This is a genomic window from Streptomyces cinerochromogenes (assembly GCF_014648635.1).
Lineage (GTDB): Bacteria > Actinomycetota > Actinomycetes > Streptomycetales > Streptomycetaceae > Streptomyces > Streptomyces cinerochromogenes.
In genome coordinates this window covers 107,058-122,031 of the sequence record NZ_BMRM01000024.1, presented here as the reverse complement: position 1 = coordinate 122,031, position 14,974 = coordinate 107,058, and the positions used below count along the sequence as shown (strand labels likewise).

Here is a 14,974-nt window from a genome sequence, read left to right as displayed (position 1 = left end):
TCTCCAGATCCGAGGGCGACCCCCAGGTCTCCACGTACGGAGCCGCATACCGCGACGGCCACCCCCCGCCGCCCGGACCGCCGTCGGGCGCCGGCTCCCCGCTGCGCACCGGCTCGGGAGACGCGGACGGCGGCTCGATGGCCTCGCCGCCGTCGGTGACGAACTTCCAGGTGATGCCCTTGACGAGGCCCTTCTCCAGGGGGGCCAGTTTCTGGAACGCGGTCTGGCTGAGGTCTATGTGCCCGGCGGCGCACGAGGGGCACATGTCCTTGACGGGCACGGTGATCGTCTTGCCGTTGTACGTCACCTGGACGTCGACCCCCCGGCACAGCCGGTCCTGGTTGGGGTCGGCGGACGTCCACCACTCGTGGGACACGGCGACGAGGTCCTCACTGGCCGCGTCGACCCTGCTGCCGCAGGCGCCGTACCCGCTGTCGTTGTAGTACGTCATCTGGCCGGAGATGGTCTGGGCGCTGACCGGGTTGTCGGCCAGCGCCAGGGACACACCTCCCAAGGTGACGGTCACCAGGGCGACGGCACCGCCCGCGATGATCCGGTTCCGGATGGACACGCAATCTCCTGGTCGGTCTCATGTGGTGTGGATCGCTTCTCGACTCGCCGGGCCGATCATTGGAGAAGCGGAAGGGAGATGGCAGCGGTCCGCCGCGCCGTCTGCCCGGCGAGCCACTCACTCCGCCTCTTCGGTCACTCCGCCCGCACCCGCCGGGACCGCAACGGCCCGCCGCCGCGCTCGTCCCCGGCCCGGGGCGCCATGTCCTCTCGTGCACGGGCCGCCGTCCGAAAGGGCACGCTTCCGCCGGACTCCTTGAGGCCCGGCGGCCGCACCTGCTGCGATGACCGTGCCGGGTCGGCGGCTCAGGCCCGGGCAGGCGCAGCACCGGGCGGGAGACACGGCGACCAGTGAGCGGGCGAGGACCTGTGCGGCGGTGGACAACCGGTCTCGGCCCCTTGAGGACGCTCGCCTCACGGTGGGCCGGACCGTCCCGTCCCAGCCGGTCCGGCCCCCTCTACCTGCTCGCGTCCGACGCCGGGGAGTCGGCACGACTTGCCGCGACCGCCGACGCGTTGAGCGGCGGGGAACACGACCAGGCGACCGTGGTGGTCTCCGCGAGCATCGCCGGGTCCACCGTCCTGTGGCAGCACCTCGCACCGGTGCTGGACGAGTGCGGCCGGACCGGGATCACCGGCGTACGGCTGCTGTGGGCCGGCGCGGGAGCCGACCTGCCGGACCGCCCCGCTCCCGCCAGGCGCGTCGCCGACACCTGGGGCCTGGACGTCGTCGCCCCCGCCGGCCCGGTGGTCGTCGCCCCCGGCGGCACGCTCTTCACCCCCGCCGAACCAGGCGGCTGGCGGCACTTCGCCCCCGGCCTGGCACCCCGGCCGCTCGGGCTGCGCCATCCCGTGCCGAGCTGGGAGGACGCGGCGGCACGGCTGACGGCCGACGCCGTCGACGGGCATGTGGTCGAGCCCGTCCCCGCGGGCGTGCTGATCCGGACGGCGGGACCGGTCCCGGACGCCGAACGGGCCGTCGCCGCCTCGATCCCCGTGGACGAGCACCGGCTCGCCGTCGTGGTGGGCACCCCCGGCACGCCCCCCGTCTCCGCGCGGGCCCTGGCCGAACTGCTCGCCCTGCTGCCCTCACGGGCCCGCGCCGCCGCCCGCCTCGTCCCCGGGGACGGACGCGACCTGCTGGGCGGCGGCCAGGAGACCGCCGACCTGCTGGGCACCGAGGTGGAGGTGGTGAGCGGGGTCCCCGTCCTGCTGGAGCGCGCGGACGGCGCGGACGAGGACTGGGCCGTGGTGCTGATCGGAGCGGACGGCGAACCGACCTGGCGGCCCTACGTGGAGGCCGTCGCCTGCCGCCCGGCTTCCGGCGGTCCCGCCCCGGCACCGCGCGTCCTGCGCTGGCGGCCGCCCGTCGCCGGACTGGCCGCCGGCCCCCGGGACGGGGTCCTGCTCCTGGACGACGTGTGGCAGGTCGCCGTCACCCGCGCGGGACTGTGGGTGGGCCCCCACGGCGACGTACCCGCGGAGGCGTCCGGGCGAGCGCTCGCCGCCGACACGGTGACCGTCGACGTCGGTGCGCCCGGGCAGCGGCTCGACGACCGGCTGTGGCCCGTGCTCGACACGTTGGTGGAGGGACTGGAACCGTCGGTGCGGGCGCGGACGACGCTGCACGTGCTCGGCAGGTGCGGTCCGCAGGGACGGCGCCTGCTGCGCCGCCTCGCCGAACGAGGGGACCTCGCCCTGGAGTACCGCCAGGACGACGGCGCGGAGGAGACGGCCGCCGAGCCGGCCGCGCCCCACGCGGACGCCGACACCGCCCAGGCTCCTTGGCACGCCTCGCCGATGAGCGTACGGGTCCGGCGCGTGTCCGCCCCGCCCGCGCCGGTGGTCGACACCCCGGCCGTGCCCGCCGCGGCCGCGGTGAGGGCCCCGGTGCCGCCGGGCTACGCCCAGGCACTCGCCGCGAGCCGCTCGGTGGGCGGACCGGGCGGCCGTTCCGTCCCGGTCCCCTGGAAGGTCGCACGCGAGGCACCGACAGGACTGTCGACCGCGCCGACCGCTCCCGCCCCCACGGCCACGTCCACGTTCACACAGAGCACGGCCCCCACTCCCGTGCCCCAGGGGCCACCGGCCCCACGAACACAGCCCCCGTCACCGGCACCGGCACCGGCACCCGCGCCGGCACCAGCACCGGCACCCGCGCCGGCACCAGCACCGGCACCCGCGCCGGCACCGGCGCCGCCCCACCGCGCGCCCCAGGGGCTTGCGCCTGCCCGGCCCGCCACCGAGGGGCCTGCGCCCGCCCGGCCCACAACCCAGGCCCCCGCGCCCGTCCGGCCCCCCACCCCGGAGCACTCACCCGCACCCACCACCCCGGAACGCCGAGCCGCCCTCCCCGTCCGCATCACTCCGCTGCACCGGAGCAGTCCGGCCGACCGGCAGGCGGTCCAGGCCCTGGCCGGTGAGCAGTGGTGGCAGCAACAGGCGGCCGTGGCCCGTACGTTGATGGTGGTGCCGGGGCTGCGCATGCACCAGCAGAGCGAGGAGACGCCCGCGGACCTCGTCGCGGTGCGCTGTTTCCTCACCCTGGACGACGGCCCGCTGAGCTGGACCTGGCTGGAACGGCGCCTCGCGCTGGGGGCGGACGAGGCGCTGCCCTACCTGTCCTGTCTGGCATCCGGACTACGGCGGCTCCCGTCGTACCGCGGGGTCGTCGTCCGCGACGCCGGCACCCTCCCCCCGGGGGCGAGCGCACTGCCCCCCGGTACGGAACTGTGCGAGCCGGGCCCGGTCGGCGCCCTGGCGCTGGACGGCGCTCCCGCGTCGGCAGCCGACCGGTACCTCGTCTGGTCGGTGACCGGCCGGCGGGTGCGCGGCCTGTTCACCCCGGGTCCCGCCGGCGGGCCCGCCGGGCACGGCGAGGAGGTCGTCTTCGGCCCCGGTACCCGCTTCAGGGTCCTCGGGACCCAAGGGCGGCCCGGCGCCATGACGGTACTGCTGCGTGAGGTGACCGACGGCGGCCCCGCCGCTCGTTCCGGTGAGCAGGAGGCCGGGGACCGGGCCGCCCTGGGAGCACTGCGGCAGGCGGCGGACCGGGAACCGGCGGCCGGCCCCGCCGCTTCGTGGCCGCCCCGCCTCGCCGGACAGCTGGCCGAACGCCCCCCGGAGGCGGACGACCGCGCCTGATCAGGCCGTCCGGCCCCGCCGGGCCGGACACCCCCACCCCCAGCAGAGGAGAACAGCATGTCCGCTGAGCGCAGGACGCCACGGCGCGGCGCACCGCCGGAAGCCGCCGACCAGTTGAGGATGCGGCGGGCGGTGGTCCTGTCCACCGCCACCGAGCCCGCCGCCGGCTCCGACACCGGCGAGTCGCCTCGGACGGCCCCGGCCCCGGTCCCGCCCGCCCGGCAGCTCCGCGACGGCGCGCCGACAGCCGGCCTGCGGACCGTGGGCGCCCGCCGCCGGGAGGAGGCACCGGAACCCGAGGGCGGTACGGCGGACGGCGCCGCGCCCGCCGGCGGCAAGCCCAGCCAGCGGCCGATGCTGGCCGCCGCCGCGGTCGCCGGAGCGGTCCTGGTCGCGCTGCCGCTGGCACTGAGCCACAACGACAAGGACGGCGAGACCGACTTCGAGGCATCCGGCCGGCAGTCCCCCTCGCCGCGGACGGTCGGCCCCGACTTCACCATCGACGTCCCGACCCACCCCACCCCCGCGACCTCGTCCCGCTCCGCCCCGGCTCCCTCCGCCTCGTCTCCGTCCGCCCCGTCTCGCTCCACCCCGTCCTCCGCGTCCCCCGAACCCCACACCTCCTCGTCACCCCCCGCGCCGGCCCCGAGCATCCGCGTCTCCCCCCGCAAGCCGTACCAAGGCCCCGGCATACGCGCCCCCCACCCCGAGACCCCACCCACCCCCCGCGCCACGCAACACGCTCCGACGGCCCTCGCCGGTGGTGCACCGCAGCGGCAGCAGAGCCAGAGCCACCCCGCGTCCGGCACCGGGGAACACCGGACGACGGCCACCACCCGGACGGCCGCCACCAGGACCACCACCACAGGGACCGCCACCACCCGGACCGCCACCACGGGCGGCCCCACCACGTCGCGCAGCACCCCGCACACCACCACCCCGCACACCCCCCGCACCACCCCGACACCGGCGGCCGCGACCCGCGCCACAACCTCAGCGGCACCCGCCCCTCCGGCGCCCACTCCCGCCCCGGCCGCGGCGCCCGCCCCCACCCCGCAGACCGCCACCCCGACGGCCGCCCCGACCACCGCGGGCGGTCTGGTGGTCGAGGCCACCCGGGTGCTGGAGCCCGGCACGTCGATCGTGTCCGACCGGGCCACCCTCGCCATGCGGGACGACGGCAACCTGGTCGTCACCGACGAGAACGGCACGGTCCGCTGGTCCTCCCACACCGAGGGCCGGGGCTACCGGACGGTCTTCCAGGCCGACGGCCACCTCGTCGTCTACACCCGCGACGACCAGACGGCCTGGTCCTCCGGGACCGCCGGGCACGACGGGGCCCAGCTCGTGCTGCAGGACGACGGCGACGTGGTGATCCAGCAGGACGGCACGACCCTGTGGGTCAGCGGAACCGCTCACTGAGCGCGACGGGACGGCCCACGGCGCCGGACCGGCCCCGCGCCGGGTCCGGGACCGGGGTCGGGTCCGGGGTCGGCTCCCCCAGACCGGGCGGACGGGCGAACGGGTCCGGTGTGCCGCTCCGCACCGGACCGCTCTCCTCGTCCCCGCGCCACACCCGCAGGGACTCCTCCATCTCCCGCACGACCGCCCCGACCACCGGGACGGGACCGTCCGGCACGACATCCCCCGCGGGCAGCTCCCGCATCATCACGACCGTACGCTCGCCCCGCCGCACCCTGACCTGAAGGACCTCGAACCGCGTTCCCGGCGCGAACAGCACCCTGTCCGGGAGCTCGGGTTCCAGCAGGGCCGTGCGGCGGCCGGTGAGCGAGCGGATGACGATGTCGGCGTTGCCCGTCCGCCCGGGATTGCCGGTGAGGGACGCCGAGCACACCCCGTCCTCGACGACCTGGCGGTGTTCCTCGTACCACCGCGCCCCGGCCTCGTCCAGGTCGGTGCGCAACGCCACCACGCCGTCGTGCACGGGCAGCATCGCCAGCCCCTCCAGGGCCGGCGCGGTCGGCGCCGGCACCGCACCACCGGTGCCCGCGGGTTGCGGGCCGGATCCCCGTCCGTGCACCGTCAGCTGGAGCCGGGCCGCGAGGAGTCCCGCCAGGACGGCCTCGGGTGGAAAGCCCCGGCCCAGCTCGGGGTTCCGCTGGAGCGCCAGGGCGACGACGGCGGCGTCCCTGGGAGACCCCGCGCCGCCGAACGGACCGCCCGCCACCCGCTCCGGCCCCGCCACGGCCTCCTCTCCAGCCCCCGCCTCAGCCCTCTCCTCAAACCCGTGCGCAGGCTTCTCCTCGCCCCCCTCCTCGGCCTCCCCGACCCGTGACGCGCCACCGGCAGGCGGGAGTTCACGGCGCGCGGCGGCCGGCGCGGGCACACCCCACGGCCGGCCGGCGGTCAGCACCCGCACCAGCAGACCGGTCTCCGGCGGCAGGCGCCGCACGACGTCCTCGGCCAGCTGCTGGAGCCGGGGCAGCGCCTCGGCGACGCTGTCGTCGCACAGGATCAGTTCGTGGTGCGGGTCCGGGGGAGCGGCGCGTACCTCGTCGGCGTACGACGGTTCGGCGGAGGGACGTATCCACAGCCCCCAGGGGAGCACCTCCAGCGCGACGCCCGGCCCGCCGCGGTACAGGCCCCGGCGGAGCATCGGCAGGTGGTCGAGGGGCCAGCGGTGGTCGACCGCGAGTGACACGGCGGGCTGTCCGCCCGGCTCCGGGGGCAGGCACAGGTACTCGCGGGCGAGGACGGGCCGCCCGGGAGTCCCGTCCCCCTCCAGGAACCGCACCTCGTCCAGCGGCGCCCGGCCGACGACCGGATCGCTGGTGGGAAAACCGTTGTAGACACGGACCGGCTCGCCGGTCAGGTCGGCGAGGTGCTCGCCGTAGGGACGCCCGCCGGCTCCCCGCGCCCGCCCGAACAGCACGACGCGCATCGTGGACCTGGCGTCCTCCGGAAGCCCCAGCCAGAAACGCGCGACGTCCTCCGGCGCGGGCTCCGGGGCGTCGGGAGTGCCGATCACCACGGTGACCGCCTCGCTCCGGCAGCGCAGCCGGGCGGCCAGGTACCGGCGGTGGCGGTGCTGGGCGGCGTCCTCGCGCACCGGGCGGATCCACACCCCGGCGCTCACCGGTTCGGCCACCGCGTCCCCTCCCACCGGCCGGGGGCGGTCCGGCAGGGTGCCGTCCCACGCGGGCCGGGGGAAACGGCGGGACACGTACCGCTCCCGGCCCTCCGGCGTGGCGAGCACCCAGCCCCGGCCCCGGTCCGCCCCGATGAACAGGGCGCCCCCGGCGGACGGGAGCAGCACCCCGTCCGGTACGACCACGTCCCGCCCCAGCCGCCCGGCCAGCCAGCGTCCCGCGGCGGCGGGGCCCTGCGACGGCGGTCTGCCGAACACCAGCCGCAGGCCGCGCGGACCGGCGGGCACCGCCCGCGCCAGCGCCTCCTCGACCGCGTCCAGCGCCGTGTCCGGCAGGAGGTCCACGACGACGACCGCGTACTCGGGATCGGCTGCCAGGCCGGCGGCGAACAGCAGCGACCGCCGGTCGGGTCCGGTGGCCGGGTGCACCAGCCAGGCGCCGCCGACCCGTTGCACCGCCAGGGCGGCCGGGGGCGCCGCGTGCGGTTCGGCCGGGGGCGCCGCGAGCCGTTCGGCCGGGGGCGCGGACCGGGCCCTCGGCGTCCGCCACGGCCGCTTCCTGCCGCCCGCGCCGCCGCCGTCCCTGCCGCGTGCGGTCACGTGCCTGTCCGCCACAGCGTCAAGTGCCTGTCCGCCGCGCCGCGGAACGGCCGTACGCGAGCGTGCCGCCGGCCGGGGCGGCGAGGGACGGGGGAGCGGGGCACGGGGCAGCGGGGGACGGGGCGGCGGGGGACGGGGGCCGGGTCTCGGCCGGTCCGGTCACCTGACTGGGATTCATCCGGGCATCTCCGTCGTCGTGCTGGGGCCCCGCTCGGCCGTGCCGGAACCCTCGGCCTCGGCCTGACGTCCGGGCCGATGATATAGAGACCGGCCGACGAACACGGGCCGGCCGCCGGGCCCGCGGAGCCTTCGTGCCCCTCCGGGCGGAAACCGTGTCCGCACGGGCACGATCGCGACGACCCCCTCCCGGCCCGCCGTCCCTCGGCCCCGTCAGCGCCCGTGCGCCGCCGGCACACGGAGCCAGATCTCGAAGTGCCCCGTGCCCACGGACGTGCGGTACGACAGGGCGCCGGCCAGCCGGTACCGTCCGCTGGTCCGCATCTCGCCGCGGATCAGCGCCTGGACGTCGCCCGGCTGGTCGGACCAGTCCAGGACGACACCGTCGAACCAGCCGTCGTCGATCGCGGCCCGGTAGCCCTCCGCACCCATGAGGTGGCGGCCCTGACGTCCCGTGTAGTCGATGTAGTAGATCGAGGTCCACAGCGTGTAGTCGGTGAGGCCCTCGCGGCTGAGGTAGTACACGGGCGCCTCGTGCGGCTGGCCCAGCCACTTCTGCCCCGGCCGTACGTTCTTGGCCAGTTCCGGCATCAGATAGGTGGTGCTCGGCCAGATGCCGTAGTTCTGCGCGGACTGCGACATGCCGAGGGTGAGGGCCAGCACCCCGACGGCGATGGCCGCCTGGGGGAACCTGAAGTGCGCTCCCACCAGCCGGGTGAGGCCCACGCCCGCCATCGGGGCGGCGAACAGCAGGCCGTACCCGATGTGCTTGTGCAGGGAGACGCTGGTCTGGAGGTGGATCTGGTACGCGGGCGCGAGCAGCGCGGTGCCGGTGAGGACGGCACCCAGGACCAGGCGCCACCGCGTCCCCGGACCCGCCGGGGCCCGCCGGCCCGGCACCTCGCCGAGCCGCTCGCGGCGCGTGTAGAGCACGGTGCCGAGGCAGGCCAGGGCGAAGAGCAGGCCGCCCCAGCGGAAGCAGTCCCAGGCCATGGCCGGCACCGACGTGGTGCCGTGCGCCCGGTCGGTGGTGGTGCTGCGGATCGCCTGCAGGTAGTCGGTGGTGGCCAGGCCGATGCCGAGCAGGACCACCACACCGCCGGTGAACACCGCACCGAGCCGCAGCGCCTGACGCCCGCCCAGGCGCCGGTGGGCGGCCAGCACCAGCAGGATGGTGACGGTCGGGAGGTACAGCGCGGAGGCGTACTTCACCCCCACCGCGAGGGCCGCCACCGGCGCCGCGGCCAGCGGCAGCGCCCAGTGGCCGCGGGCGAGCCGGATGCCCCGGGTGACCTTGGCGCCCTGGACGCCCTGGACGCCCTGGACGACTCGGATGACCCGGACGACCCGGACGAGGATCCAGGCGCTCAGCGCGAGCAGCAGGATCGCCAGGGCGTCGTAGGTCGCGAAGTTGCCGAGGAACAGCGTCGACTGGCTGACGGCGAAGATCCCCGCGGCGCACAGCGCGGTCCGCTCGTTGAAGAGCATGCGGGTGAAGGAGTAGAGCAGCCCGGTGGCGGCCAGCATGAAGCCGAGGCTCATCAGCCGCACCGCGGTCAGTCCGCCGACGGAGTCCACCCACGCCGCGAGCACGGGGTAGAGGACGGGCGAGCCGGAGAAGTAGGTGCCGAAGCCGCCGTAGTCGGGGGTGCCGTGGAACAGGTGGTCGATCATGGCGTGCCCGGCGTAGACGTACAGCGCCTCGTCCTCGAAGGCGGTGTTGTGCAGGCGCAGGGACAGCATCGCCTGGACGAGCAGCAGACAGGCCAGCAGGGCACGGCTGACCCAGGTCCGGCGGGCACCGGGCGCCGCGGACCAGCCCGTGTCGGGGACCGGCCCGAGCGCCCAGTCGGCCCGGGTGATCTCGTCGAAGGTGTAACCGGGCGCGGGCTCGGGGCGGCCCCGGGCGGGCAGCACCCGCAGCCGCAGCGTCGACTCGGGGTCGTAGGGCCCGTCACCGCGGTACGCCCGCCCCCCGAAGCCGGCCACCGCACCCTCGGTACCCGGTCCCGGACCCTCGGCACCCGGTCCCGGACCCTCGGCGACCGCGCCCAGGCCCTCCGCGACCGGAACCAGTCCCTCGGCGGCCGTCACCGGACCATGGCCGCTCGTCATCGGACCCTCCGCGGTCGTCACGGATGCCTCACGTCGAAGCCGAAGTGCGGGTCGGCGACACCGCGGCGGAAGGCGGCCAGCGCCTCGGGGCTGCTGTCGATCCGCCAGTCCGTCTCCTTGTCGAGGTCGGACCAGACGAAACCGACGACATCCCGGCGGGTGGTCACCGCGCGCAGCAGGTCCCTGATCTCCGCGGGCTTGCGGGCCCCGGACGCCGCGGCGGTCCCGGCGACGAGCACCGGGTTCCGGGTGAAGGCCCTGGCCTTCCTGATGACGGGGGCGAAGAGGGTGTCGAACGTGTGCGGACCGGTCCCGGTGTAGTAGCCGACGAGACCCAGCCAGTCCACGTAGGCGTCACCCGGGTAGTACGACCGCAACCGCGCCGACGCGGCCGGGCCGGCCACCGTGGGGCTCCAGACCCAGATGACGTTCGACACCCCGGTGTCCTGGAAGAGGTCGTGGACGCGCCGCCACGCGCCGACGAACTCCTCCGGCGCCGTCTTGCGGACGCCCCACGGGTACCAGTCGCCGTTCATCTCCTGGGCGAAACTCACGGCGAGCGGCACATTGAGGTCGCGGACGGTCAGCGCGGTACGCCGGACGTAGGCGTCGGCACGGCCCTCGGCGATCGCCCGGAGCGTCGGCTTCCAGGGATCCCAGACGAGGTACGGCAGCATCCGCCGGCGCCACACCGCCAGGGTCTCCCCGGCCGGGAACCCGTCGCCCCAGGAGAGCCGGTAGGACAGCAGGTTGGGCGCCTTGCCGGCCTTCCCGGCCCAGGCGTCGAGGACGCCCGGTGTCACGCGCACCCCGGGAAGGGCGGCTCCCAGGTACTTCCGGCCGTGCGCGGGCCGGATCATCCAGGTGACGTCGAACGGCACGTACGGCGCGGTCCTGACGGAGGGCCCCTGCCCGCCGGCCCCGATCGGCGCCGTACGGCTCGGGGTGCAGCCCGCCGCCGACGTGGCCGCGGCGGCGAGCGCCCAGCCCAGCGCGGCCCTGCGCCCGACGCCGCTCATACGGCGGCCCGCCCGGCCGTGACGACGTCCGGCACGGCGGGACCGGGCTCGCCCGAGGGCTCCGCGGCCCGGGGCAGGACGAGGACCCGCACCACGGCCGCCGCGTAGAACAGCCCGGAGCCGAGCGGGAGGGCGAAGTCCTCCGGCACCATCGTGTCCATCCGCCACAGCGCGGCACCGATCCAGAGCGCGGTGACGGGTACGGTCCACCCCCAGATCCCGATCCACAGGCGCCGGACGTTGTTCCTCCGCGCGCCTCCGGAACCGGTGGGCTGCCAGCCCATGGCGCGGCGGCGCAGCACGTCCCAGACGGCGAAGACGTGCGACCAGCTGTACAGGACCCGCGTCGCCCACGCCTCCAGGCGGTACGGACTGCGGTGCCACAGCGGGTACACGACGACCAGGTAGGCCACACCGGGCAGCAGCAGCCACATGTCGGTGACCTTGACCTGTTCGGGGAAGAACAGCAGCAGCACCGACACGATCAGCGGGCCGGTGAAGATCATCAGGGCCGACTCGATGTAGTAGACGAACCCGGAGACGTAGCAGAGCCGGCTGACGAAGCGCATCCGCACCCGCCAGAAGTTCTCCAGGCTGCCCAGCATGCTCATGGAGGCCATGCACCAGCGGTACTGCTGGCTGTAGTAGGCGCCGACGGTGTCCGGGCACAGACCCGTGGCGAGCGCGAGCGGTACGTACCGCAGGTCCCAGCCGCGCGCCCGCAGGTCGAAGCCGGTGTGCATGTCCTCGGAGTGCTCGATCAGGCTGGTGCCGCCGACCTCGGCGAGGGCGGTGCGCCGGTAGACGGCGCAGGAGCCGACACAGATGGACCCGTCGCTGCGCTGCCGGGAGACCTGGACCGAGCGGTAGAACAACTCCTGTACGGCACCGGCGCCGCGCTCGATCCAGTTCTGCTGGTCGAGGACGCGGAAGAACTGCGGGGACTGCACGATCCCGGTGTCCGGGTCGGCGTCCATGTACGGCAGCAGTTCGTCGAGCAGATCGGCCCGGGGAGCGAAGTCGGCGTCCAGGATGAGGATGAACTCGCTGTCGGAGTGCGCGAAGCCGTAGCGCAGGTTGCCCGCCTTCTTGAACCAGCCGCGGTCGGGCCGCACCAGGTAGCGGAACCCGAAGTCGTCCGCCATGGCGGCGACCTCCGGACTGTCGGAGTCGTCCAGGACGAGCGGCGTGACCCGCCCGGGATAGGCCTCGACCAGCCGCTGCAGGTGCGTCCAGGTGTTGTGCAGCACCGCGATCGGCTCCCCGCACACCGGGAGGAAGACGTCGACCGACGGATACTCCCTCGGCGACCAGGACCGCACCAGCTCACGATGGGCCCGCACGTCGAAGTCAGGGGTGAACAGGTCCAGCCTGAGCGAGATCAGAAAGCCCAGCGCGGACAGCAGCAGCACGGGGGAGAAGAGCCAGATCCACGGCCCGTGCCGCGCCGAGTCGACCTGGCTGTAGAAGACGCAGACGAACCCGAGGAACGACGTGAGGCTCAGCAGCCAGGTGCGGCGCACGACGTAGGAGTACTTCTCGTGGTCGTCGGGAGGCGTGGGAAGCAGCCCCTCCGGCCGCGCCGCGGACAGCCGCGCGGACCCGGCGGACACAAGAACACGGTGGGCAGCCATGACGTCGGCTCCAGGGGCGGCTGGCGAGGATCAGGATGCTGTCCGGACGATCCGGGCCGGGCGACCGGCGCCGCTCGCCCGACAGCACGACGGCCAGGCTAGGAAGCCGTACGCGCGGACACCCTCCTGCGACCGGAAGAGGGGCTGTTGGGGCACGACTCCTGCACCAAGGAACGGAGCGAGGGGGATCGGAGGGCGGTACCCCCAGTAACAAGATCATCATCTCCTGGAGGCCACCGGCCACCACATCCCAGGCGCCCGCTCGGCACAGCAGCACACCCTCAGGCACTGGCTCGGCACCGCCCCACCCCCAGGAGCTCCACCCATGCAGTCAAGCAGCCACCCCACCCCCGCCGCCGCCCCCTCCCTGGACCAGGCCCGCGAGGACTACGAGACCCACCGCCGCTACTGCCGCCAGTGCGCGCTGAACGCCTCCCCGTGCCCGGCGGCGAAACACCTGAGACGCCTCTACAACAACGCGACGAGATCGGCGACCCGATGACCCGATGACCCGATGACGCCGTGCCCCGATGACGCTGCCCCGACGACCTGAGGCGCGAGCACCGGGTTCAGCCCTCCGGCCGCCTCACATTGCTGCCCGCGCCGCCGGGACGAAAGCTTGCAGCCGGACCGACCGATGGTCCGCTCACCCAGTCGGACAGGAGACTCTTCCATGGTGGACGACCCGATTCTGGTGCTGGCGGCGACGGGCGGGCAGGGCAGGGCCGTGACGGACGCGCTGCTGACCCGCGGAGCCCGGGTCCGGGCCCTGGTCCGCGACCCGGCCCGGCCGGCCGCACAGGAGCTGGCGGAACAAGGCGTCGACGTGGTGGCGGGCTCGCTGAACGACCGCGAGTCCCTCACCACGGCGATGCGCGGAGCGACCGCTGTCTTCGCGTTCACCACACCCTTCGAGGCCGGTGTGGAGGCCGAGGTCGAACAGGGCCGCGCGATCCTCGCCGCGGCGACCGGGGCACGCGTCCCGCACCTGGTCCTCAGCTCCGTGGCCGGCGCCGACCAGCACACCGGCGTACCCCACTTCGACAGCAAGGCGCGCATCGAGGCGGAGCTGACCTCGGGGGACGTGCCGTACACGATCCTGGGGCCGACCTACTTCTACGACAACGCGCTGGGCGGAGCGGACCGCATCCTCGCCGGCACCCTGGACCTCCCCCTGCCCCCCGACCGCCCACTCCAACAACTCGCCCGCCAGGACCTGGCCGCCTTCGCGGCGAAGATCCTGCTCGACCCCACCCCTCACACCGGCCACCGCATCGAACTGGCCAGCGACGCCCCCACCCCCACCCAGATGGCAACCGCCCTGACCGAGACCCTGGGCCACGAGGTCCACCACACCCAGGTCCCCCTGGAAACGATCACCAACCCCGACATGCACGCCATGTGGACCTTCCTGAACACCCGCGGCTACCAGGTCGACATCCCCACCCTCCACGCCACCCACCCGGACATCCCCTGGACCCCGTTCACGACGTGGGCCCGCCACACATGGGAAGACCGACGCCCGGGAACGCGCCCGTGAGCGATCCGCCGCTAGCGTCCCGCCCACCGCCACAACTCCCCGATGACCTGGTCCTTGTGGAGGCGAGTTGCCGAGACCTCGCCCGGGCTCGTCATGAACGCCGCGACAGGGGTCCATCGCTGGCCCCCGTTGCGAGCCGTCCATCTGACGGCGGGGAAGTCGGTGATCTCTGTGATGGACTCTCGCGCAATCACACGCGTACGCAGGTAGCCACGGACCGAGAGCCTCCCGCGCTCACACGTCACACCGAGCCGGTATCCCCGCACGGCGAGGACCACGAACCCGATCACAGCGCAACAGGCCACGAGCCGCGAGAAGCCGGAGCCGGCTTGCACCGCGTAGGCACCGGCACCGCCCGCGGGGACAACTCCGAGGCCGCTGTTCGCAAGACGGTTCACCATCGTCGGCGCTAGCTCCACGACGCTCCCCTTCCACGCGGCTGCCTGCCGACGGCAGCGTACTGGGACGCCCATTCCTGCAGTGTGGGTCACGCGCGGGCGGTTACTGGACTGACCGGCGGCGGAGCGGACGGGGGCCCTGAAGAATCGGCCGGCTGAGCAAGCCCGGCTCGTACCGATCCCGCCTCAGCTAGTCGGCATCCTTCGGCAACACCTCGACACGTTCTGCACCGCCGAGGACGGGCGGCTGTTCACCAATGAGCGTGGGGAGTGGTCGGCTCGTCCACGTATTACCGCGTCTGGCAGGAGGCCCGTGCGCTGGCGCTCCCGCCAGCCGCGGTCGCCTCCCTGCTCGCTGCGCGCTGTACGACCTCCGGCACCCGGCGCTGTCGACCTGGCTCAACTCAGGAGTCGACCCGACCGAAGTCGCCGAGCGCGCGGGCAACAGCGTCGAGATGGTGCTGAGCCGTTACGCCAAGTGCATTGACGGACGGCAGGAGATCGCCATCCGCAAGATTGAAGAGTTGCTGCGTACGAGTACGAGTGATCACGTACGGCATCTAGCTCAGGTCCCCGGCTCTGTCTGCGGGCTGAGCCATTGGTGCAGCTGATCTAGGAGAGATCCGAAGATTCCGTTTGGCCCCGCACTTCGCTCCGTGGGCACTACA

The 14,974-nt window shown here is 74.5% G+C and carries 9 protein-coding genes and 1 pseudogene; 5 read left to right on the top strand and 5 right to left on the bottom strand.

Translation table 11 applies throughout. From position 1 onward, the window contains the following. Window positions 1-571 (bottom strand): cysteine/serine endopeptidase inhibitor (locus IEZ20_RS34925; RefSeq protein WP_229896420.1); only part of this gene is annotated, 571 nt, incomplete at its 3' end. A 398-nt stretch (window positions 572-969) separates the two neighbouring features. On the opposite strand from IEZ20_RS34925, the gene IEZ20_RS34920 reads away from it, so the two are divergent. Beyond that, window positions 970-3,714 carry a hypothetical protein gene (locus tag IEZ20_RS34920; RefSeq protein WP_189306247.1) on the top strand — a complete coding sequence of 915 codons (2,745 nt, stop codon included), beginning with the start codon at window positions 970-972 and terminating at the stop codon, window positions 3,712-3,714. Window positions 3,715-3,771: 57 nt separating this feature from the next. Further along, window positions 3,772-5,136 (top strand): hypothetical protein, encoded by a 1,365-nt coding sequence (locus tag IEZ20_RS34915; RefSeq protein WP_189306245.1) that lies wholly within the window; start codon window positions 3,772-3,774, stop codon window positions 5,134-5,136. Here the strand turns inward: IEZ20_RS34915 and IEZ20_RS34910 are convergent. From IEZ20_RS34910 to IEZ20_RS34895, 4 genes are all read right to left on the bottom strand, one after another. Next, on the bottom strand, window positions 5,117-7,423 hold the full coding sequence (locus tag IEZ20_RS34910) for a hypothetical protein (protein WP_189306243.1): 2,307 nt from the start codon (window positions 7,421-7,423) through the stop codon (window positions 5,117-5,119). The two genes, IEZ20_RS34915 and IEZ20_RS34910, sit on opposite strands and share 20 nt — an antisense overlap. Before the next feature lie 390 nt (window positions 7,424-7,813). Continuing rightward, a complete protein-coding gene (locus IEZ20_RS34905) occupies window positions 7,814-9,715 on the bottom strand; it encodes an ArnT family glycosyltransferase (protein ID WP_189306241.1) in 1,902 nt (633 codons plus the stop codon). 17 nt (window positions 9,716-9,732) lie between these two features. Then, entirely contained in the window at window positions 9,733-10,734 is a 1,002-nt protein-coding gene (locus tag IEZ20_RS34900; protein WP_189306239.1) for a glycoside hydrolase family 26 protein, read from the bottom strand. After that, entirely contained in the window at window positions 10,731-12,368 is a 1,638-nt protein-coding gene (locus tag IEZ20_RS34895; protein ID WP_189306237.1) for a glycosyltransferase family 2 protein, read from the bottom strand. Before IEZ20_RS34895 ends, IEZ20_RS34900 begins: the two co-directional genes overlap by 4 nt. 325 nt (window positions 12,369-12,693) lie before the next feature. Between IEZ20_RS34895 and IEZ20_RS34890 the strand changes: the two genes are divergently transcribed. The 3 genes and pseudogenes from IEZ20_RS34890 to IEZ20_RS40160 all read left to right on the top strand — a co-directional run. After that, on the top strand, window positions 12,694-12,870 hold the full coding sequence (locus IEZ20_RS34890; RefSeq protein ID WP_189306235.1) for a hypothetical protein: 177 nt from the start codon (window positions 12,694-12,696) through the stop codon (window positions 12,868-12,870). Window positions 12,871-13,041: 171 nt separating this feature from the next. Beyond that, window positions 13,042-13,908, top strand: a complete 867-nt coding sequence (locus IEZ20_RS34885) for an NmrA/HSCARG family protein (protein WP_189306233.1) — start codon at window positions 13,042-13,044, stop codon at window positions 13,906-13,908. A gap of 537 nt (window positions 13,909-14,445) precedes the next feature. Then, window positions 14,446-14,917: pseudogene (locus IEZ20_RS40160) on the top strand (site-specific integrase); the annotation flags it as partial. Window positions 14,918-14,974 lie beyond the last annotated feature (57 nt).